The sequence below is a fragment of the Pontibacter indicus genome (assembly GCF_900156345.1).
Lineage (GTDB): Bacteria > Bacteroidota > Bacteroidia > Cytophagales > Hymenobacteraceae > Pontibacter > Pontibacter indicus.
Genome location: NZ_FTPP01000005.1, coordinates 33609 through 53434, shown reverse-complemented (window position 1 = coordinate 53434; position 19826 = coordinate 33609). Strand labels below are relative to the sequence as shown.

At 51.4% G+C, this 19826-nt stretch carries 21 protein-coding genes; 11 read left to right on the top strand and 10 right to left on the bottom strand.

Annotated features, from left to right (window positions below; translation table 11 throughout):
* Positions 1–85 precede the first annotated feature (85 nt).
* Both B0B12_RS19135 and mutY read right to left on the bottom strand, forming a co-directional pair.
* Positions 86–568: a single-stranded DNA-binding protein gene (locus B0B12_RS19135; RefSeq protein WP_076672277.1), complete on the bottom strand. Its 483-nt coding sequence runs from the start codon at positions 566–568 to the stop codon at positions 86–88.
* 110 nt (positions 569–678) lie between these two features.
* Complete coding sequence (gene mutY, locus B0B12_RS19130; protein ID WP_076672275.1) at positions 679–1770, bottom strand: A/G-specific adenine glycosylase; 1092 nt, start codon at positions 1768–1770, stop codon at positions 679–681.
* A 354-nt stretch (positions 1771–2124) separates the two neighbouring features.
* Between mutY and B0B12_RS19125 the strand changes: the two genes are divergently transcribed.
* The 3 genes from B0B12_RS19125 (at position 2125) to B0B12_RS19115 (ending at position 5164) form a co-directional block, all read left to right on the top strand.
* A complete protein-coding gene (locus tag B0B12_RS19125; RefSeq protein ID WP_007655567.1) occupies positions 2125–2430 on the top strand; it encodes an HU family DNA-binding protein in 306 nt (101 codons plus the stop codon).
* Between the two features lie 72 nt (positions 2431–2502).
* Positions 2503–3369: a tetratricopeptide repeat protein gene (locus B0B12_RS19120; protein ID WP_076672273.1), complete on the top strand. Its 867-nt coding sequence runs from the start codon at positions 2503–2505 to the stop codon at positions 3367–3369.
* A gap of 208 nt (positions 3370–3577) precedes the next feature.
* Positions 3578–5164, top strand: a complete 1587-nt coding sequence (locus B0B12_RS19115) for an Rne/Rng family ribonuclease (RefSeq protein WP_076672271.1) — start codon at positions 3578–3580, stop codon at positions 5162–5164.
* Positions 5165–5255: 91 nt separating this feature from the next.
* On the opposite strand, the gene B0B12_RS19110 is transcribed toward B0B12_RS19115, so the two are convergent.
* Positions 5256–5933 (bottom strand): porin family protein, encoded by a 678-nt coding sequence (locus tag B0B12_RS19110; RefSeq protein ID WP_076672269.1) that lies wholly within the window; start codon positions 5931–5933, stop codon positions 5256–5258.
* Positions 5934–6036: 103 nt separating this feature from the next.
* On the opposite strand from B0B12_RS19110, the gene gldB reads away from it, so the two are divergent.
* Together gldB and B0B12_RS19100 are read left to right on the top strand one after the other, a co-directional pair.
* Positions 6037–6996, top strand: a complete 960-nt coding sequence (gldB, locus tag B0B12_RS19105) for a gliding motility lipoprotein GldB (RefSeq protein ID WP_083704321.1) — start codon at positions 6037–6039, stop codon at positions 6994–6996.
* A 29-nt stretch (positions 6997–7025) separates the two neighbouring features.
* The gene (locus B0B12_RS19100) at positions 7026–8228 is read left to right on the top strand and encodes a glycosyltransferase family 4 protein (protein ID WP_076672265.1); all 1203 of its coding nucleotides are present in this window, start codon (positions 7026–7028) and stop codon (positions 8226–8228) included.
* Between the two features lie 3 nt (positions 8229–8231).
* Here the strand turns inward: B0B12_RS19100 and B0B12_RS19095 are convergent, their stop codons facing one another.
* Positions 8232–8765 carry a hypothetical protein gene (locus tag B0B12_RS19095; protein ID WP_076672263.1) on the bottom strand — a complete coding sequence of 178 codons (534 nt, stop codon included), beginning with the start codon at positions 8763–8765 and terminating at the stop codon, positions 8232–8234.
* A gap of 298 nt (positions 8766–9063) precedes the next feature.
* Between B0B12_RS19095 and B0B12_RS19090 the strand changes: the two genes are divergently transcribed.
* Positions 9064–9588: a DUF4890 domain-containing protein gene (locus tag B0B12_RS19090; protein ID WP_076672261.1), complete on the top strand. Its 525-nt coding sequence runs from the start codon at positions 9064–9066 to the stop codon at positions 9586–9588.
* A gap of 66 nt (positions 9589–9654) precedes the next feature.
* On the opposite strand, the gene nth is transcribed toward B0B12_RS19090, so the two are convergent.
* From nth to B0B12_RS19065, 5 genes are all read right to left on the bottom strand, one after another.
* Positions 9655–10341 carry an endonuclease III gene (nth, locus tag B0B12_RS19085; RefSeq protein WP_076672259.1) on the bottom strand — a complete coding sequence of 229 codons (687 nt, stop codon included), beginning with the start codon at positions 10339–10341 and terminating at the stop codon, positions 9655–9657.
* A gap of 19 nt (positions 10342–10360) precedes the next feature.
* The gene (locus B0B12_RS19080; RefSeq protein ID WP_076672257.1) at positions 10361–10591 is read right to left on the bottom strand and encodes a hypothetical protein; all 231 of its coding nucleotides are present in this window, start codon (positions 10589–10591) and stop codon (positions 10361–10363) included.
* Positions 10566–11168 (bottom strand): RNA polymerase sigma factor, encoded by a 603-nt coding sequence (locus B0B12_RS19075; RefSeq protein WP_076672255.1) that lies wholly within the window; start codon positions 11166–11168, stop codon positions 10566–10568. The genes B0B12_RS19080 and B0B12_RS19075 overlap by 26 nt, the downstream gene beginning before the upstream one ends.
* Before the next feature lie 387 nt (positions 11169–11555).
* A complete protein-coding gene (locus B0B12_RS19070) occupies positions 11556–11945 on the bottom strand; it encodes a group III truncated hemoglobin (protein ID WP_076672253.1) in 390 nt (129 codons plus the stop codon).
* Between the two features lie 158 nt (positions 11946–12103).
* Positions 12104–12439, bottom strand: a complete 336-nt coding sequence (locus tag B0B12_RS19065) for a hypothetical protein (protein ID WP_076672251.1) — start codon at positions 12437–12439, stop codon at positions 12104–12106.
* 560 nt (positions 12440–12999) lie between these two features.
* Here B0B12_RS19065 and B0B12_RS19060 point away from each other — a divergent pair.
* Positions 13000–14268 carry an MFS transporter gene (locus tag B0B12_RS19060; RefSeq protein ID WP_076672249.1) on the top strand — a complete coding sequence of 423 codons (1269 nt, stop codon included), beginning with the start codon at positions 13000–13002 and terminating at the stop codon, positions 14266–14268.
* Between the two features lie 65 nt (positions 14269–14333).
* Here B0B12_RS19060 and B0B12_RS19055 read toward each other — a convergent pair whose 3' ends face one another.
* On the bottom strand, positions 14334–14456 hold the full coding sequence (locus B0B12_RS19055; protein ID WP_076672247.1) for a 30S ribosomal protein THX: 123 nt from the start codon (positions 14454–14456) through the stop codon (positions 14334–14336).
* A 341-nt stretch (positions 14457–14797) separates the two neighbouring features.
* On the opposite strand from B0B12_RS19055, the gene uvrA reads away from it, so the two are divergent.
* The 4 genes from uvrA to prmA all read left to right on the top strand — a co-directional run bounded on the left by uvrA (position 14798) and on the right by prmA (position 19809).
* Positions 14798–17605: an excinuclease ABC subunit UvrA gene (gene uvrA, locus B0B12_RS19050; RefSeq protein ID WP_076672244.1), complete on the top strand. Its 2808-nt coding sequence runs from the start codon at positions 14798–14800 to the stop codon at positions 17603–17605.
* Positions 17606–17742: 137 nt separating this feature from the next.
* Positions 17743–18504, top strand: coding sequence for a triose-phosphate isomerase (gene tpiA / locus B0B12_RS19045; protein ID WP_076672242.1), 762 nt, complete (start codon positions 17743–17745; stop codon positions 18502–18504).
* A 93-nt stretch (positions 18505–18597) separates the two neighbouring features.
* Positions 18598–18969 (top strand): 7(1) septoil knot domain-containing protein, encoded by a 372-nt coding sequence (locus B0B12_RS19040; RefSeq protein ID WP_076672240.1) that lies wholly within the window; start codon positions 18598–18600, stop codon positions 18967–18969.
* Between the two features lie 9 nt (positions 18970–18978).
* A complete protein-coding gene (gene prmA / locus B0B12_RS19035; protein ID WP_076672238.1) occupies positions 18979–19809 on the top strand; it encodes a 50S ribosomal protein L11 methyltransferase in 831 nt (276 codons plus the stop codon).
* Positions 19810–19826 lie beyond the last annotated feature (17 nt).

Here is a 19826-nt window from a genome sequence, read left to right as displayed (position 1 = left end):
CTTTGTAAAAGTTGCAGTAAGCTATAACTTAGGGGGTCTCCGGAATCTAAACTGTCCAAAATCAGATAGTTAGGTTAAACATGGGTTAGAACGGGAGGTCGTCTGGCTCGTCGTTCTGGAAGGCAGAAGCATTGCCCTTGCCGGATGCGGCGGCACTACCCTGACCTGATGAGGCTTGTCCTGAGGACTGTGAAGGTGCGCTGCCCTGGAAGCTTCCTGAGCCGCCATTGCCGCCTTCGCGTGCGCTGAGCATGGTCATGTTATCAGCTACGATCTCGGTGCTGTAACGCTGCACGCCCTCTTTGTCCTGGTAACTGTTGGTGCGGATCTTGCCTTCAATGAAGACAGACTGTCCTTTGCGCAGGTACTTTTCGGCTACCTCGGCCAGACCGCGCCACAGCACGATGTTGTGCCACTCGGTGCGCTCCTGGCGCTCGCCGTTTTTGTCTTTGAATGTTTCGGAAGTAGCGATCGGGAAACGCGCTACAGCTACGCCGCCTTCGAGGTGGCGAACTTCTGGGTCCTTACCAAGGTTTCCGATAAGGATAACTTTGTTTACACTTGCCATGTCTTTTTTTGTTTAATATTAAATTGATTTGGGCTACTCCGACAACCAAGCCGGAGGCAATTATGGCTACTGAACCTCTAGAATGCATTTGCAAACAGAAAAGTTTCAGTTTATAAATTTAGTAAAATCTTCTCATCTTTCAAATAGCTGTCGATAAGAATTGGCTTCGGCAGTGCCTCTATTTTTTCAGATGAATAAGGTGCCAGCCGCGCCTCCTGCAAAACTTCTTCCTTTAAACGAAAATCGAGCTGAATAAGGTAAAACCGGGCCGTGATTTTCTGGTGGCTGAGCACGTGCTTGTATTCTTTTCGGGGTGCCAGCAGATGCGATTCCTCTACGGCTATACCTGCATCGTTTAACTCTTTCAGTAGCCGGGCTGTGTCAAGCGTTTTGGAGTCGCTTTCGTGCAGGTAAAAGTCATACAGCCCTTCCCAGATGTCGCCACTCAGGCGCTTGCGCATGTAGTACTCGCCGTCGTGCACAAACACCATGTAGTGGAAAAAACGCGCGCGGGCCGCCTTGGCCTTCGATTTTACAGGCAGCTCCTGTACCAAGCCATGGTTAAAGGCAAAACAGGACTGCTGAAACGGGCAGAACAGGCAATCGGGCATGACGGGCGTGCACTGGATGGCGCCAAACTCCATAATGGCCTGGTTAAAGGTATCCGGCGCATTGGCAGGTATAAGTTCGTTGGCCAATTGCTGAAATACCTTGCGCGAAGCCGGAGCCGCAATGTCGTCTGACAGACCAAACACCCGGGCCAGCACCCTGAACACGTTCCCATCCAGCACCGCCACTTTTTCCCGGAAGGCAAAAGAGGCAATGGCAGCGGCAGTATAGCCGCCTACGCCACGCAGTTTCAGCAGCTCCTCATACCTGCTCGGGAACACGCTGCCATACTCCTGCACAATTTGCTGGGCGGTATGGTGCATGTTGCGGGCCCTGGAGTAGTAGCCAAGTCCCTGCCAGAGGCGAAGCACCTCGTCCTGCGGAGCGGCAGCCAGTTGCTGTACCGTAGGATAGGCCTCGGCAAAGCGCCGGAAGTAGGGCAGTCCCTGTGCTACACGCGTCTGTTGCAGGATCACTTCCGACAGCCAGATCAGGTATGGATCGGTGGTATCGCGCCAGGGCAGCGCCCTTTTGTGGCGCTGGTACCAGTCAATAATTGTCTGGGCAAACAAGGGGCTGGGCTTATTTTCCATAGCTGATGTAAGGCAATTGATGTGGGGAGTGGAAACAGACAAAGGTAAAGCTTTGTTCTGGAAAGGAGAGAGGAGGAATTTGTAAGATAAAGGTATGTGTCTAAAATATAAGCACATAACCCGCGTTAGGGGGTTGGCAAGCTGGCACGGGTATTGTAGCGGTGTGTCCGGAAAAAAGGGCTTTGGCCCGGCAAGTTTCAGCAGGGCATAATCTGTAATAATTTAGTGCTAAAGCTTTTACTTGTCGAAAAGTAGGCATACCTTTGTGCCCCGAAAAATGGAGAACGGCAGCGCTGTGGTTCCTCCTGAAAAATAGAAAGTTAACTTATTTCTAATTTATAAAAATCTAAGAAAGTGACTAAAGCAGAAGTAATATCAGAAATTGCTGATAAAACAGGGATTGATAAGGCTGATGTGCAATCTACCATCGAGGCGTTTTTCAAAGTGGTGAAAGACTCTATGGCCGACGGCAACAACATCTACGTGAGAGGTTTTGGAAGCTTTGTAAACAAGAAGCGCGCAAAGAAAGTGGCTCGTAACATTTCGAAGAACACTTCCATCATTATTGATGAGCACTTTATTCCAAGCTTCAAGCCATCTAAAACCTTTATTGCCAAGATTAAGAACAGCAAAAAGATCAAAGAACTGGCCCATTCTTAATTCTTTCGTATATTTGCCGGTTGCCTTTTAGGTTATCATTTAAATTACAGTCACTTACAAAAACAGAAATACATGTCACGAGCTCAAATACTGATACTTGTCGCAGCTATTGCCCTGGCAGCAGCTATGTTTTTTCTGCCGAAAGTGGTTGTAACAAAAGATGACAGCACAACGGCTACCAGCACCGGTGAGACAACCACCCTGCCGGAAGGACACTCTGAGGACGATGGACATGACCACGGTGCCGCACCGGCCGCTTCGGCTGATGGGGTGCACGCCATGGCCACACCAGAGCAACTGATGGAACTCGCCACCGTGCGTGCCCGCTACAACAAGGCAACGGACGATAAAGCGCGTGGTCTGCTGGCCAACGAGCTCGGAGCCGCTTATGCTGCAGCCAGCAAGTTCGACAGTGCAGGCTACTACTACGAGTTGGCAGCTGAAGCCCGTCCGGGCGAGAAGAACTTCCGCAAAGCGGGTGATCAGTACTTCGAAGCCTTTACGTATGCGTCAACACAGCAGCGTGCCAGCGAACTAGGCGGCAAGGCCCGGAAAATGTACGAGCAGGTGCTGAAAAACAACCCTTCGGACCTGGATGCGAAAACCAACGTAGCCATGACCTACATCGCCAGCGAAAACCCAATGCAAGGTATAACGCTGCTGCGTGAGGTGATTTCGGCCGATCCGAAAAACCAGAAGGCACTGTTTAACCTGGGCATCCTGTCAGTACAGTCCGGACAGTGGGACAAAGCTGTGGAGCGTTTCCAGGAACTGGTAAATGTGAATCCGGAGCACGTGGAAGGCACCTTCTACCTGGCAGTATCGCTGGCAGAAACCGGCAAGAAAGAAGAAGCCATCAGGACTTTCAACAAAGTGAAGACCATGAGCAGCGACCCTGCCCTAACCGCCTCTGTTGACGAGTACCTGGCAAAAATGTAATAAAAGAACTAATCATTTAATAAAAATTTCGAGACTATGCCTTGCGGAAAGAAAAGAAAAAGACATAAGATTGCTACTCACAAGAGAAAGAAGCGTCTAAGAAAAAACAGACATAAGAAGAAGTAATTTCTTCTGCGTTTATTGAGGCCCACATTGCTTCTGCAATTGTGGGCTTTGGTCTATACATCCAACTAATCTTTGAGAGAAATTGAGTAACGAGCTTATAATCAATTCTACTCAGGATGGAGAGCGCATCGCCCTATTACAGGACAAGAGACTTGTAGAGTTTCACCACGAAAAGAAGGATACCAACTACATTGTAGGCGACATCTTTCTGGGTACTGTAAAAAAAGTAATGCCAGGCCTAAACGCCGCTTTTATTGACATTGGCTACCATAAGGATGCATTTTTGCATTACCATGACCTGGGCGCCAATATCAAAACGCTGAACAAGTATGTGAAAGCGGCACAGACACAGAAGAACGCTTCTGCAAAGCTCAACCAGCTTAAATTCGAGCCAGAAATTGACAAGCTCGGCAAGATCGCTGATGTTCTGAAAAAAGGACAGCAACTCTTGGTGCAGATTGTCAAAGAGCCGATATCCACCAAAGGACCGCGTCTTTCCTGCGAGCTTTCGCTCGCCGGGCGATACCTGGTGCTCGTGCCGTTTTCCAACACGGTAAGTGTATCCAAAAAGATCGTCAGCAAAGAGGAACGCACACGGCTCAAACGCCTGATCACCTCGATCAAGCCAGAGAACTTTGGTGTGATCATCCGGACTGTGGCGGAAGGCCGTGAGGTAGCGGAACTCGACAGAGATCTGCGCAACATGGTAGAAAGCTGGGAAGAAGGCTTCAAATCGCTGAAGATAGCCAAACCCAATGACAAGATCATCGGGGAATTGGGACGTTCTTCGTCCATACTGAGAGACTTAATGAACGAGAGCTTTGACAACATAGTAGTGGACGACGAGTCACTCTATGACGAGATCAAAGCATACATCGGTAGCATTGCGCCAGACAAAGTAAAGATTCTGAAGCACTACACCGGTAAGACAAAAACCTTCGAACACTTTAACATTGAGCGGCAACTAAAGGCTGCTTTCGGTAAAACAGTGACCATACCAGGCGGCGGATATCTGGTAATAGAACATACCGAGGCCCTGCACGTAGTCGATGTGAACAGTGGGAACAAATCCAATACCGAAACCGATCAGGAGGCTACCGCGCTGAATGTGAACATGATGGCTGCCAAAGAAGTGGCCCGTCAGCTGCGACTCCGGGATATAGGTGGTATCATTGTAGTAGACTTCATCGACATGAAGTCGCCCGAAAACCGCCAGAAAGTATACGAGGTAGTCAAAGAGGAACTGAAGCGGGACCGCTCCAAGTCAACAGTTCTGCCTATCTCAAAATTCGGCCTGATGCAAATCACGCGCCAGCGTGTCAGGCCAGAGCAGAATATCGTGACCGGTGAGGTATGCCCCACATGCAACGGTACCGGTAAAATATCTGCCAGCATTCTGATTACTGATGAAATTGACGTAGCGGTAGACGACCTGCTCACACGACACAACCATAGGAGCCTGACACTGTATGTTCATCCTTTCCTGTATTCCTATTACACGAAGGGATTGTTCTCAAAACAGCTTAAATGGTTCTTCCACTACTTTAAGTGGGTGAAATTTGTAAAAGACACTTCGCTCGGCATTACTGACTTTAAGGTGATGGACGACAAAGGCGAAGAAATAGAGCTGCGCACCGCCCTGACGGAGGTGAACGGGGTGCAGGAATAAGAAAATTTTAATTGGATTAGCTGGCAACAAAAAAGCCGCTCTGTTTATTCAGAGCGGCTTTTTTGCTTAGGTGCTATACCTGTCCTATACCTTAGAACTTAACGCCCACATCAATGGATACGCCATTGTTCTTGATCGCCAGGTTTTTATCGTTTAGCTGCTTTTTGTAATAATTGTCGATGTTGCTCAAGCCGCGCAGATACGTAACGCCGCCAAACAGTTTTGTGCTTTGGCCCAGTTGCATCTCGGCACCGGTGCCCAGTACGGCGCTGGTCTCAAAAACATTGAAACGCTTGGCCGTCTTTTCGCTGTTGATCACCTTCTTTTGGTCAACCTGGCCAGAAACTTTTGTGCCAAGCGCGCCACCTACCTGAAAATACAGCACTACATCCGGAGCAATCTCGTTTGTGAAAAGCTTCAGCGTAAGCGGAATTTCCAGATACTGTACAGTAAGTTCATCCGTCTCTTTGGTAGGCGTTACGATTCCGTCTCCACTTTCAACCATATAGGTATAGCTGACCTTAGAGCCTTTGCTGCGGTACATCAAACCAGAGCTGAACGCATAGTTGTTGGAGAAAAAATAATCCCCGATAACACCCACGCCCACACGCAATGCGTTGCTGTTTTTTTCGAAGCCGTGTCTGTCCTCAGCTATGAAACGGTTGCCGGCAATAGTGGGGGAGAACTGGATACCGATCTCCATTTGAGCCATGGCAGTGGACGAAAAGCCCAGAAAGAGCAGCAGAAAGGCTAGTTTTTTGAATTGCATGTTAAATTGTTGCGTTAATTTATTCTAATACGGGATAACCCTCTATTTTTGTATTAAATATTCGGCAATGTATCACAGATTATTATTACTAGCAACCATCCTATTGCTTTTTAGCTGCAAGAAGAAAGCTGGCTGCGACATACCTGATGAAATTGAACGCATACTTGTATCGGTAGAGATAGAGCGACTCGAAAAACCCTTTTTTGCGGCGGACTCGAAGCAGGACGTGGCCGCTTTTCTGGATGGCAACCCGGTATTTGCTGAACGTTTCATTCAGCGTAAAAATTATCCATCTGACTCCGCTGTGATCAATGCGCTTTACAGTCTGGCCACCAACCCTGAGCTGCAGAAGCTGGAGCAGGAGGCAGACGAAACGTTCGGTGACATGGCGGCAGAGAAGGAGCAGCTCGAAACAGCTTTCAAGCACATTAAATATTACTATCCCGAGTTCAAAGAGCCGCAGGTGAAAACCTTTGTGTCCGGCCTGAACCAGGACCTGCTGGTGTCAGACAGCCTGCTGGTGTTCGGCATCGACTTCTTTGTCGGCAAAGATGCCAGCTACCGCCCCGATACCTACGACTATATTCTGAAACGCTACGAGCGCCCGAACATGGTGCCGGCCGCCATGCTGCTACTGTCTAACCGCTTCAACAAAACCAATTTTCTGGAGCGCAGTCTGCTGGCCGAGATGGTGAACACAGGCAAAGCCTACTATTTTGTAAAATCCATCATGCCTTGTGCGCCCGACTCCACCATCATTGGGTATAGCGGACAGCAACTGGCCGATGTGCATCATAACGAAGGTCGTATCTGGGCTCACTTTGTGGAGAAGAAACTGCTTTACGAAAAGAGCCCCTTTGTGGTGAATAAGTATATCGGCGAGCGCCCTAATACGCCTGAAATCGATCCCACTTCTCCGGGCCGCCTCGGTACCTGGGTGGGCTGGCAGATTGTGCGCAGGTATATGGAGCGCAACCCCAAAGTGACGCTGCAGGAGCTGATGGCCGAGGACGATCACCAGAAAATTTTCAACGAATCGAAATACAAGCCTGAGAAGCGGTAGTACCATACACCGCCTCTATACCTGCGCGCATGCACATAGCTATTTTCAATCAGCACCACCACAACCCGGACTGCCCTTCAACTTGCCGGCACTATACTTTTCTGGAGCACCTGGCCAGCCGGCACAAGGTGAGCCTGATTTCGAGTAGTGCCTGGAAGCAGCTGCGCATTACGGACAGGTATAAGTGGGTGCCGGAGGGAGTGGAGTTGTACGAGCAGGAAGTGCCTTACAGCAACAAAATGGGCGTGCGCAGGCGACTCGTCTCCTACGGCGGTTTTGCTGCCTACAGTCTGGCAAAAGGCTTGTCTATACCAAAGCCGGATGTGGTTTGGGGGGTGTCTACGCCGCTGACAACGCCTTGGATGGCGGCCCGTGTGGCCAAGATGCGCGGTATTCCCTGGGTGTTCGAAGTGCAGGACCTCTGGCCTAGTTTTCCGATTGAAATGGGCGCTGTGAAGCGCGAGTGGTTGAAACGCCGGCTATTCAGGCTGGAAAAGAGCCTTTACCAAAGTGCCAGTCACATCATCACGCTCTCTCCGGATATGGAAGAATATGTGGTGAGCCTGGGTATAGCACGCGAAAAAGTTACCACCATCTTGAACGGTACGGACCTAGAAATGGCCGACGCCGCGACGCCTGACAAAGTAGAAGCGCTGCGCAGGCAATATCAACTTCAAGGCAAGCAGGTCGTTTTGTATGCCGGCACTTTTGGCCGTGCTAACGATATACCCACCATCATGCAGGCTGCCGAGGCTATGGCCGATCGGCAGGACATCGTGTTCGTGTTGGCCGGAGGAGGCTACTATGATGAAGAGCTACGGAAGCTATCGCAGCGACTGCCTAACCTAAGGCTGCTGCCGCCACAGCCACGACCTGACGTGTTCACGCTTTTCAAGCTAGCAGACCTGTCGCTTATCACGTTCAATGATTTGCCTGTGCTGGCATCTAACTCGCCGGCCAAACTCTACGATAGCCTCGCGTGTGGCGTGCCTGTGCTGGTGACCAACCCGGGCTGGACCAAGACTTTTGTGGAGCAATACGACTGCGGTTGGTACTGTCCGGCAGGTCAGCACGTGCTGCTGGCCCAGAAGATTAGTGAGATTCTATCGGATCACGATAGGCGGCGACAGGCCGGGCAGAACGGGCAGTCCATTGCCCGGCAGCTGTTCGACCGCCAGCAACTGGCTGCTCAGGTAGAGCAGATCCTGCTGAAGGTGGCAGGCAAGGTATAGCCTCTAGTCTTTGATGCTGGCTGAAAGATGCTTGAAGTCCTCTTTTAGCTGCGGCGCGTTTGCGGCAATTGTCCAGCAGATCACTTTATAGAAGTGCGTCTTGGTCTCTACGACTGTTAAGAGCATAAAGAAGTCTCCGTCTTCATCCGTCCACTTCACCTCATTCTGCGCCACCTGATTTCCGTTCGATTCGAACGCTTTTGTTTTGCTCAACTTGCGTCTTTTCTCGTCCTTCTTGTAGTCTGTAGCAAAGTTGTCCAGAAACTCTGTTGCATTTTCAAACAGCAGTCCCTTCGTCTCCAGCTCATCTTTAGAGTCCTCTATCACAATGGCGTACGCCTCTTTGTTTTTGTTAAAATACTGCAGGCTGGCGACATCGTTCAGTTCATAGGTTTTCACCATGTAGCTGGGGATCTCCATAGAGTAGGAGTGCCCGCCCTTGCGTTCAGTGAATTGTGTTTGGGCCTGTGCAGCTGAAAAACTGGCTAGCAGAAGCAGGATGGATAAGAATAGTTTACTAGTGGTAGAAATTCGCATAAGCTTGAGGTATAGTGATGAATGGCTAAATATAGGAATCCGACTTTAGATTGATGCAATTAATTTACTGGCTCAGAGGCAGCACGCAAGGTATAGCAGTAGTTTAGGTATAGCAAAATTCAAAAGATACCTGTGTCGATGACTGATTGTATATTGCTGTAATTCAGTTTGTTAACAGTGATTTAGAATTGCATAATACTGTTTGGCATAGCCTTTGATTAAGCAGGTATAGCAGAACGAACCTCAAGGCTTAAGCTTTGCAGAAACCAGAATAACCAAAAATTCAGAATAAAGAAACATGAAGAAGATCATAGCAGCCCTCTCATTAGGTATGTTGGTGGCAGGCGGAAGCGCCTTTGCCCAGACCACTACCAAACCTCAGGACCAGAAGCCACGCAGCGAAATGCGGGGAGCCATGAAAGACAGAGCTAAGAAAAGCCCTGAGGAAATGGCCCAAATGAAAACCGATAGAATGGCGCAAAAATTAGAGCTGAGCGCAGCACAGAAGAACCAATTGCAGGAACTGAACAAGCGCCACGCGGAAGAGATGAAAGCCATGCACGAGAGCCACAAAGCAACTGCCGAGAAATCAGCTGAGCAGCGAGCCCAGATGCAGGAGGCCCGAAAAGCGCATCACGAGAAATGGCAAGCCGAACTGAAGAGCATTTTGTCAGCAGAGCAGTATGCCAAGTATGAAGCCGATCAAGCTCAAATGAAAGAGAAGCGTAGCGAAGCCCGCAAAGGAATGAAATCAGGTGAGCACAAAAAGTCAGGCATGCACAAAAAAAGAGGCGAATACAAAAAGCAGGAGCAGGGAAAATAAACCCTATTAAGATTCCCATAGTGAAAGCGGGGGCAGCACATCCAGTGTCTGCCCCCGCTTTTTTTATCAGGCTATACCTCCCACCTTGTTCTCCGGGTCGTCCGGTATGTTGGGGTAGTATTTTTGAAAGAAAGCGCAGAAATGCGTGAGCGGACACTCTTCACACTTAGGCCGACGAGCCAGGCAGATGTAGCGGCCGTGCAATATGAGCCAATGGTGTGCCTTGGCGATCAGCTCCTGCGGCAAATTAGCCACGAGTTCCTTCTCTACCTCCAGCGGTGTCTTGGCTGTTTTAGAAACGAGGCCCAGGCGCTTGCTCACCCGAAATACGTGCGTGTCCACGGCCATGGCCGGCTGGTTCCAGATCACCGAAACGATCACGTTGGCCGTTTTGCGGCCCACGCCCGGCAGCTTCACCAGTTCTTCCACGGTGCTGGGCACCTCGGCGTTAAACTGTTCCACCAGCATTCTGCCCAATCCCGCCAGGTGCTTTGCTTTGTTGTTGGGGTATGAGATGCTTCGGATGATCGGGAAGATCTCTTCTGGCGTGGCTGCGGCCAGGTGTTCTGGCGTAGGAAATGCCTCGAACAAGGCAGGCGTTACCATGTTCACGCGTTTGTCGGTGCACTGGGCACTGAGCACCACAGCGAGGATCAGCTCATAGGGATTGGAATAGGCAAGTTCGGTCTCGGGGTCCGGAAAGTTCTGGGTAAAGTGCTCGATCAGCAGCTTATAGCGTTCTCGTTTGCGCATAAAAAAAGTTTGCAGTCGGTTAAGACTGCAAACTTAAGCTTTTTGAGTAATTTAAAATGTTGTCGATAGACCGCTGGCTGGGGCTTTTGGCCGCGCCGTCGAGCAGTCGCTGGAGTAGCAGGAGTTCTGAGCAGCTCTCGGCCAGCTCGTTGTCGTGCATCAATGCTGTTTCCAGTTGCTCGAGGGCAGGGTCTGCCAACTCATTGTATACGTACTGGATCAGCTCATTCTGAGTAGAGGTTTTTATCATAAGCAATCGTGCCGTTAAGCATCTTTTTTCTTAGGTTGATTAATGCGTAGCGCATACGACCTAAAGCTGTGTTGATGCTCACACCGGTTGCTTCTGCTATCTCCTGGAAGCTCATGTCGGCGTAATGGCGCATCATGAGCACTTCCCGCTGCGCCTGTGGCAGCGTCTGGATCAGCTCGCGTAGTCGGGCGTGGGTGTCCTCCTTAATCTGCTGCGACTCCACAGAGTCTTCGGCAAAGGATAAGGCATTGAACACATTACTACCGTCCTCCAGCGTGATCATCGGGCTTCTTTTCTCTTTACGGAAAAAGTCGATTGCCAGGTTGTGGGCAATGCGGCATATCCAGGAAGAGAACTTGCCTTCTTCGTTATACCTGCCGCCTTTCATGGTATGGATGGCCTTGATAAAGGCATCCTGCATGAGGTCCTCAGCGGTATACGTGTCTTTAACAATCAGTAAGATCGTAGTGAATACTTTGTTCTTGTGTCTGTTTACTAGCTGTTCAAACGCATTTTCGTTACCTGCGATGTAGAGCGTTACCAACGCGGAGTCGCTCAGCTGGGTAGTTGTATTCATCGTAAAGCTACATTAGTTTAACGTAGAGCTTTATATCATATTGTTGCGTTAGGCTATAAGAACAAATATTTTTGAGAAATGTAAATCAAATATAGGGAATGCGATTTGACCGCACAAACATAGCCGGGTGTCTTTAACAAAAAATATTAAAGATGCTATGCATCAGCTAAGAATTTCTATTCCCTAATATACGGCAGGAAAATGTAAACGTATATGCTTTTAGTTAAATTTATTTTTCAACATATAGTATTGTGGTATATAGTGCTGATAGGGAGGAGGTTAGTATGCGGCTGACAGGCTGGTGCAGGTATACGCAAAAAGCAAAACGGCAGCCTCCCCATGCTCTATACCGGGAAGGCTGCCGCTCTTTTGAGGCAGTAAGCTGCCTTAGGTGGTGATTTCTTTTCCGATGATGTCCAGCAGGCCCATTTTCATCTGAAACACCTGGGCAATGCTGGTGGCTTTTTGTTTCAGCTCTGCTGTTTTCTCGCCCGCAAACAATTCATCTGCCGTCTCGCAAAACAGCGTCACCCAGCGGGCGAAGTGCTGCCGGTCTATCGGCAGGCGCATGTGCTTGGGAAATGGCTGACCCTTGTAGGCCATGGTGCCGAGCAGCACGGAGCTCCAGAAATTATACATAATGGGGAGGTGGTGTTCCCAATCCACTTTCGCAAAGCCATTGAAAATAGGCCCCAAGAGGTCGTCCTCGTTTACTTTGGCGTAAAACGAGTCTACCAGCAGTTTTATATCCTGTTCGTCTTTTATATCTTCCTTCATTTGCTGCAAATTGAAACCTTCAGGTTTACAAATTTACCAGCACCGGCGCGCGGGAAAAATGACATTGGTCATTAAAGGTATTGAAAGGGCATAAAAAAATCCTTCGCAAGAGCGGGACGTCTGTACGAAGGATGTGTGTACTTAAATTATAATGCTGACTACTCGCGGTTGTAGCGCTTCAGGCGGTTAAGGATCAGAAGCAGGCGCCGGTTGATCTCGCGCTCTTCCACAGGCTTGCACTGTGCAGTGATGTCGGCCGGGCGTTGCAGCTTGGCTTCCACTGCTTTCAGGTGCTCCAGGTAGCACTCAATGGTGGTGCAGGAAATGTTCTGATACTGCAGCCCCTCGCCGCCAGCCACTCTGCTGTTGAGGTTGATGGCTTTGGCGATCTCGGTGTTGATCAGTTGCGTTACGTCAGAGCTAGAAGTGATTTCCTGCTGGTACACCTTCTTCTCGATGTTCTCCAATAAATTGCGGATGTCCAGTTGTTCCATGATGTCGGTATTTTTAAATATTAATAATCAGTAAAGTCGGCAGTTCCTTCGCTCAGGATACGGTCCTGAGTTAGCTGCGTTAACCCATAAAAGGATTGTTAATTAAATAATAATATGGCGCTGTAGGCACCGGGAGCATGCGTAGGCATAGTTGGAGATAGCTGGCATGCGGGAGACGGCTGCTTGCTGAGGGGGTGGCCGCTCCTTAAAAAATTATACTTCTATACCTGACGGAGTGTTACAGTTTGAGACCTGAAATTCTAAATAATTTTATATGGCCTAAGCACTCAGCCTTTTAATGTTCCAACGCCCGTCTAACAATTTGGCTTCCCGGGTAAGTTAAGCGGTAAGAAGGAAGTTTTTCTACCCGTTAGGTTGCCCTAGACCTCAGACGGACAGGCTCGGAAATAGAAACGTGCAAAAAGGAAAAATAGTGCCCCCGGAATATTGACCGGCCGGGCAGTCCGATCCCATATTTATTCGACACTGACTCCTACAGGTATAGGCACTATCGCGTAGCTTTGCAGGTATGAAAATCTGTTTGTGTAGGAGAAGAGAGAATGAACGATAAACCAACACGCAGGCATGACCCCTATGCCGTGCTTCGGCTACCGGAGTTCAGGCTGTACATATCGGCGCGACTGTGCATCACGCTGGCCATGCAAATCCAGGCCGTGGTGGTGGGCTGGCAGATCTACGCGATCACAAACGATGTTTTCTCCCTGGGCCTGATAGGGCTGGCGGAGGCTATACCTTCCATTTTTGTGTCGCTGTACGCTGGCTACGTGGCCGATACGGTGCCCCGCAAGCGCATTATCGTGACAGTGGTGGCGGTGCTGATGTTCTGTTCGCTGGCGCTCCTGTACTTTACGATGGACATAAGCCGTGTGCTGCCCTTGTACGGTGTGCTGCCGATCTACGTGGTCATCTTCATCAGCGGCATTGCGCGCGGCTTCATGGGGCCGGCTGTGTTCTCTTTCATGCCCCAACTGGTGGCCGACAAGCAACTTTACGCCAATGCCATCACCTGGAGCAGCACTACCTGGCAGGCTGCCTCGCTCGTGGGCCCTGCACTGGGCGGGCTGGTGTATGGCTTCTACGGCATCACGGCGGCCTACGCGGTAGATGTCTTGCTGGTGTTGTTGTCACTTATGGCTTTCGCGCTGATCGGTGGGAAAGCGCTTCCGGAAAATGTCAATCCGCAGAACATGGTTGACAGCCTCCGGTCGGGTTTGCGTTTCGTGTTTGGTAACCAGGTTATCCTCAATGCCATTTCTCTGGACATGTTCGCCGTGCTGTTTGGGGGCGCAGTGGCACTGCTGCCTGTGTTCGCGTCGGACATTCTGCTGGTAGGTCCGCAAGGGCTTGGCTTCCTGCGGGCGGCGCCTGCTGTGGGTTCAGTGGCCATGGCCATCTGGATGGCTTACCATCCGATTACCCTGAAAGCCGGGAAGATCATGCTCTGGTGCGTGGCGGGTTTTGGCTTGAGTCTGATCTTTTTCGGGCTATCCACTAGTTTCTGGCTCTCGCTGGTGCTGCTGGTGCTGAGCGGCGCCTTCGATAGCATCAGCGTCATCATCCGCTCCACACTCCTCCATACCCTGACACCAGAGTACATGAAGGGCCGCGTCTCCTCAGTCAACAGCATTTTCATCGGTTCTTCTAACGAGATCGGGGCATTTCGGGCAGGGGCAATGGCCAAGGTGATGGGCGCGGTGCCCTCTGTGGTACTGGGTGGCGCGATCACGCTGTTGGTGGTGGGCGTAACGGCCCTGAAGGCCGACAAGCTGCGCAAGCTGGACTTGACGCCCGAGTTGGAGCCTGTCTAAAAAAACATCCCATGCTCCGCGTAGCGAGGCATGGGATGACTGATGTGGCAGGGTGAGGCAGTATACTACTTGGAAGCAGCCTCTTTTTTCTCGGCGGCTTTCCGGATGGTCGCCTGTCTTGGGCGGCTGTTGCCGTAAGTACCTTTCACAATCTTACCTCTCTTCGATTTTTTATCTCCTTTTCCCATGGTTTTTGGTTTTAATGGTTGTAGATAGCATCCCATACATACGCATGCGGGCAGCTGCAGTTTAAACATTCTACTATTTTACGAGTGGCCTGGGGCGCTATACCTGGTCAAGTTACCTCCGGCAGAACAGGCAGCTGTTATACCTGCAAATAGTGCCAGGAAGCTAAACCTTTTTAGAGCTGAGGGTGTTTCAAAAGGATGCCATGTTGCATGCTTCGGCCGCAAGCCAGGTATAGCACGAATGGGGGAAATGCCTTCAGAATGCGACAGGGTATTTGTATCTTTGAATCCTATAAAAATCAGTTCGTCATGCGTGGGCTTTCTTGCCGGCGCTATACCTTATGGCAAACACATCCGAAAATAACCTCGACACACTCGATCCGCGCCAGCACATCATCATCAAAGGCGCCCGCGTGCACAATCTTAAAAACCTCAGTGTGGCCCTGCCGCGCAACAAGTTCATCGTCGTAACCGGTCTTTCCGGCTCCGGCAAGTCCTCCCTGGCCTTCGACACGCTGTATGCCGAGGGGCAGCGCATGTACGTGGAAAGTCTGAGCTCATACGCCCGCCAGTTTCTGGGTCGCATGGACAAGCCGGACGTGGACTACATCAAAGGCATCAGTCCGGCCATCGCCATCGAGCAGAAGGTGAGCATTAAGAACAACCGCTCCACCGTGGGCACCAGCACCGAGATTTACGACTACCTGAAGCTGCTCTACGCCCGCATCGGCAAGACATATTCGCCTGTTTCGGGTGAGGTGGTGCAGAAAGACTCGGTAGCCGATGTGGTGGACTTTATCTTCTCGCTGGAGGATGAGGCCCGTGTGATGATCCTAGCGCCGCTTCAGCTGCACAAAGACCGCACGCTAGCCAAAGAACTGGACCTACTACTGCAGAAGGGTTACTCAAGAATCTACGCCGACGGGCAGGTATACTTTATAGAGGAACTGCTCGAAGAGAAGAAGCCGAAGCTGGGTAAGGAAATCTATATCCTGGTAGACCGTGCTGTCATCTACAAATCAGACGAGGACCTGTCTTTCCGTATTGCTGACTCAGTGCAGACGGCTTTTTTTGAAGGCCATGGCGAGTGCCGCGTGAAATATGGCGACGGTGAGGAGCGTGTGTTCTCCGACCGCTTTGAGCTCGATGGGATGGTGTTTGAGGAACCTTCGGTCAACTTCTTCAGCTTCAACAACCCATACGGCGCCTGCCAGACCTGCGAGGGTTTCGGCAGCGTGCTAGGTATAGATCCGGACCTGGTTATACCTGACAAAAGCCTGACGGTATATGAAGGAGCCGTTGCGCCCTGGCGTTCCGAAAAAATGAATGAGTGGCTGCAGCCGCTCGTGAAGAACGGCATCCGCTTCGACTTCCCGATCCACCGTCCTTACAACGAACTCTCCGAGAAAGAGCAGGAATTGCTCTGGACCGGCAACAAATACTTCGAAGGACTCAACGACTTCTTCAAGCACCTGCAATCGCAGACGCACAAAATACAGTACCGCGTGATGCTGTCGCGCTACCGTGGCCGCACCACCTGCCCCGACTGCAAAGGCTCGCGCCTGCGCAAAGATGCCAGCTATGTGAAGATTAATGGCAAGAGCATCACTGATCTGGTGCTGATGCCGATCACACAGGCGCTGCCGTTTTTTGAGCAGCTACAGCTGACCGAGCACGAGCGCAACGTGGCCGAACGACTGGTAACGGAAGTGACCAACCGCCTGGGTTACCTGGTGCGGGTGGGCCTGGGCTACTTAACACTTAACCGTCTTTCCAATACTCTTTCCGGCGGTGAAAGCCAGCGCATCAACCTGGCTACTTCGCTGGGTAGCGCCTTGGTAGGTTCCATGTACATCCTGGACGAACCAAGCATCGGTCTGCACCCGAAAGACTCCGAGCAACTGATTGGCGTGCTACGCTCTTTGCAAAAGCTGGGCAACACCGTGATTGTGGTGGAGCACGAAGAAGAAATGATGCGTGCCGCTGACCAATTGATCGACATTGGGCCGGAGGCGGGCTCGGGTGGTGGCAACCTGATGTTCCAGGGCACGCTGGAAGAGATGACCCAAACGGCCGATACCTATACTGCCAAATACCTGAGCGGGAAGATGGAGGTGTCGGTGCCGGCGCGCCGACGCAAATGGCGCAATGCCATTGAGATTCAAGGCGCACGTGAGAACAACCTCAAAAACCTGAGCGTGAAAGTGCCGTTGGGCGTGATGACCGTGGTAACCGGTGTGAGTGGCTCCGGCAAGTCGACCCTGATCAAGAAGATACTGGCGCCGGCCATGATGAAGCTGCACGGCAACACGGCCGAGGCGACTGGTAAATTCGACAAACTGGCGGGCGACTACAACAAGATCCGCCACGTGGAGTTTGTGGACCAGAACCCGATCGGCAAGTCGTCGCGCTCCAACCCCGTGACTTATGTGAAAGCCTATGATGCCATCCGTACGCTGTACGCCGATCAGCCGCTGGCCAAGTCGCGCGGATTTAAGGCGTCGCACTTCTCGTTCAATATCGAGGGTGGCCGCTGCGAGGTATGCCAGGGCGAGGGCCAGGTGAAGATCGAAATGCAGTTCATGGCCGACATCTACCTCACTTGCGAGAGCTGCCACGGACAGCGCTTCAAGCAGGACGTGCTCGATATCAAGTATAAGGAGAAGAACATTTCCGAAGTGTTGGACATGACGATTGCCGACAGCATCGACTTCTTTGCCGACCAGTCGAAGATCGTGGAGAAGCTGAAGCCGCTGAACGATGTGGGTTTGGGCTATATCCGGTTGGGGCAGTCGAGCAACACCTTGTCGGGTGGGGAGGCGCAGCGCGTGAAGCTGGCGTCGTTCCTGACCAAAGGCGTGCAGTCGCATCAGGAAGATATCCTGTTCATCTTCGACGAACCAAGCACCGGTCTGCACTTCCACGACATCAACAAACTGCTGCAGTCCATCAATGCGCTGATCGAGAACGGCAACACAGTAGTCATCATCGAGCACAACATGGACATCATCAAATCCGCTGACTGGATCATCGACCTCGGTCCGGAAGGCGGTACCAACGGTGGGCACCTGCTGTTTGAAGGCACGCCGGAGGACATGGCCAAGCTGGAGGATAACCATACCGCCAGGTTCCTGAAGGAGAGACTGTAAGGTATAAGTTATAGGCGCCGCGGCAATTGGTTTTGCCGCGGCGTTTGTTTTTCAGGTATAGCAAGGCAGGTATACCTTAATTTGTTAACTTGCCGTACGGGGATAAATCCAATATAAATCAATAGCTACTATAAAACATGAGAAAACGAATTGTTGCCGGCAACTGGAAAATGAACAAAACCTACGAGGAGGCGCTTTCGCTGGTGTCGGAGATCGACAACATGGTGAAAGACGAAGTGAACGGCGATGTGACCGTGATCGTGGCACCGCCTTTCCCGTTCCTGCAGAGCGTGGGCAAACTGACGCAGGGCAACGACCGCATGTACCTGGCGGCCCAGAACCTGAGCGAGCACGAGAGCGGCGCCTATACCGGTGAGGTGTCGGCCAGCATGCTCAAGTCGGTAGGCGTACAGTACGTGATCATCGGCCACAGCGAGCGCCGCATGTACCACCACGAAGATGCGCAGACGCTGTACAAGAAACTCAAAGCGGCCATCGCGCAAGGTATAAAGCCGATCTTCTGCTGCGGCGAGCCGCTGGATGAGCGCGACGCGGACCGTCACTTCGACTACGTAGGCAAGCAGCTGCACGACAGCCTTTCTTACCTGAGCAACGAGGAATTTGACCAGGTGGTGGTAGCTTACGAGCCGATCTGGGCCATCGGCACAGGCCGCACAGCCAGCAGCCAGCAGGCCCAGGAAATGCACGCCTACATACGTGAGCAGCTTTCGCGCATGTTCGATGCCGAGGCGGCTTTCAACTGTTCGATCCTGTACGGTGGCAGCTGCAACCCGGGTAACGCCAAAGAGCTGTTCTCCCAGCCGGACGTGGACGGTGGCCTGATCGGAGGGGCCTCGCTCAAATCGCGTGACTTTACCGACATTATCAAATCGTTCTAAGAATCAGGTAACACAGGAAAAAGGCTGCCAACTATCTAAAGTTGGCAGCCTTTTTTCTTGTAGATATAGTTATATTTGGCTAAATTTTCTCCTATGATTCTGATAATATCCTTTTGGTTGTCGCTGCTTCCGTACCTGGCAGCGCCGCAGCCGACGGCCCCCATACCTGTAACGGTAGCCAGCAAAGACATTTGCCGCATCTACGGTTCGGTATACCTGGAGCGCGACCCCAAGTACAAGAACACCGCTGCCTACACGGTATACCTGGGCGAAGAAGAAGCTTTTGCCAGCATGGTAGTCTACCGCGAGAGCAACAAACTTTTTGCCGACGCAACAGCTGTCTGGCACATCACCAACAAGAAAGCCTTCGCCGACCACGTGCTGTACGTGACTGATAACCGGAATTTTGCTGATTTTACTGTACACTTTACCAATGTGCGCTCCTACGCAGCGTGCCGCCCTTAACATACTCACATGGATTTTATAGAAGTAGCCCTGAAAGTAAGCCCCGATTTTGCCGACATTTTCACTGCCGAAATGGGCGAGTTGGGATTCGACGCCTTTGTAGAGACGGAAGAGGGCTTTAACGCTTACATCGACGAAGACAAGTTCGACCAGAACGAGCTCACCAACATGATCGCCCGCTACGCCGGGTATACGACCGTGGAGTACCAGGTGCAGAAGATCGAGCGCCAGAACTGGAACGAGGAGTGGGAGCGCAATTTCGAGCCGCTCTTCATCGGCGGGCAGGTGTCTGTGCGGGCATCGTTCCACGAGAAACCCTCTGAGGCAAAGTACGACATTGTGATCAACCCCAAAATGTCCTTCGGCACGGGTCACCACGAAACCACCACCCTGATGATCGAAAACCAGCTGACACTCGACCACCAGGGCAAGCGCGTGCTGGACATGGGCTGCGGCACAGGTATACTGGCCATTATGGCCGGCGAGTTGGGAGCCTCTGAAATTGTGGCCGTTGAAATAGAAGACTGGACCGTGGAAAATGCCCGAGAGAATGCCGAGCTGAACGGCTATGCAGGTATAGACGTGCGCTTGGGCGGTGCCGAAACCATTGCAGGCGACCAGCCTTACGACATCATCCTGGCCAACATCAACCGCAACGTGCTACTCGACGACATGCCGGCCTATGTGGCGGTGCTGAAGCCAGAAGGTACGCTGCTGCTGAGCGGTTTCTATACCGAAGACCTGCCAGCGCTACAAGAACGTGCCGAAGAACTGGGCCTGACCTACGTGTCGCACCGCACCAAAAACAACTGGGTGTCTGCCATTTTCAAGAACAGCTAACGCGAAACCTTCCGACC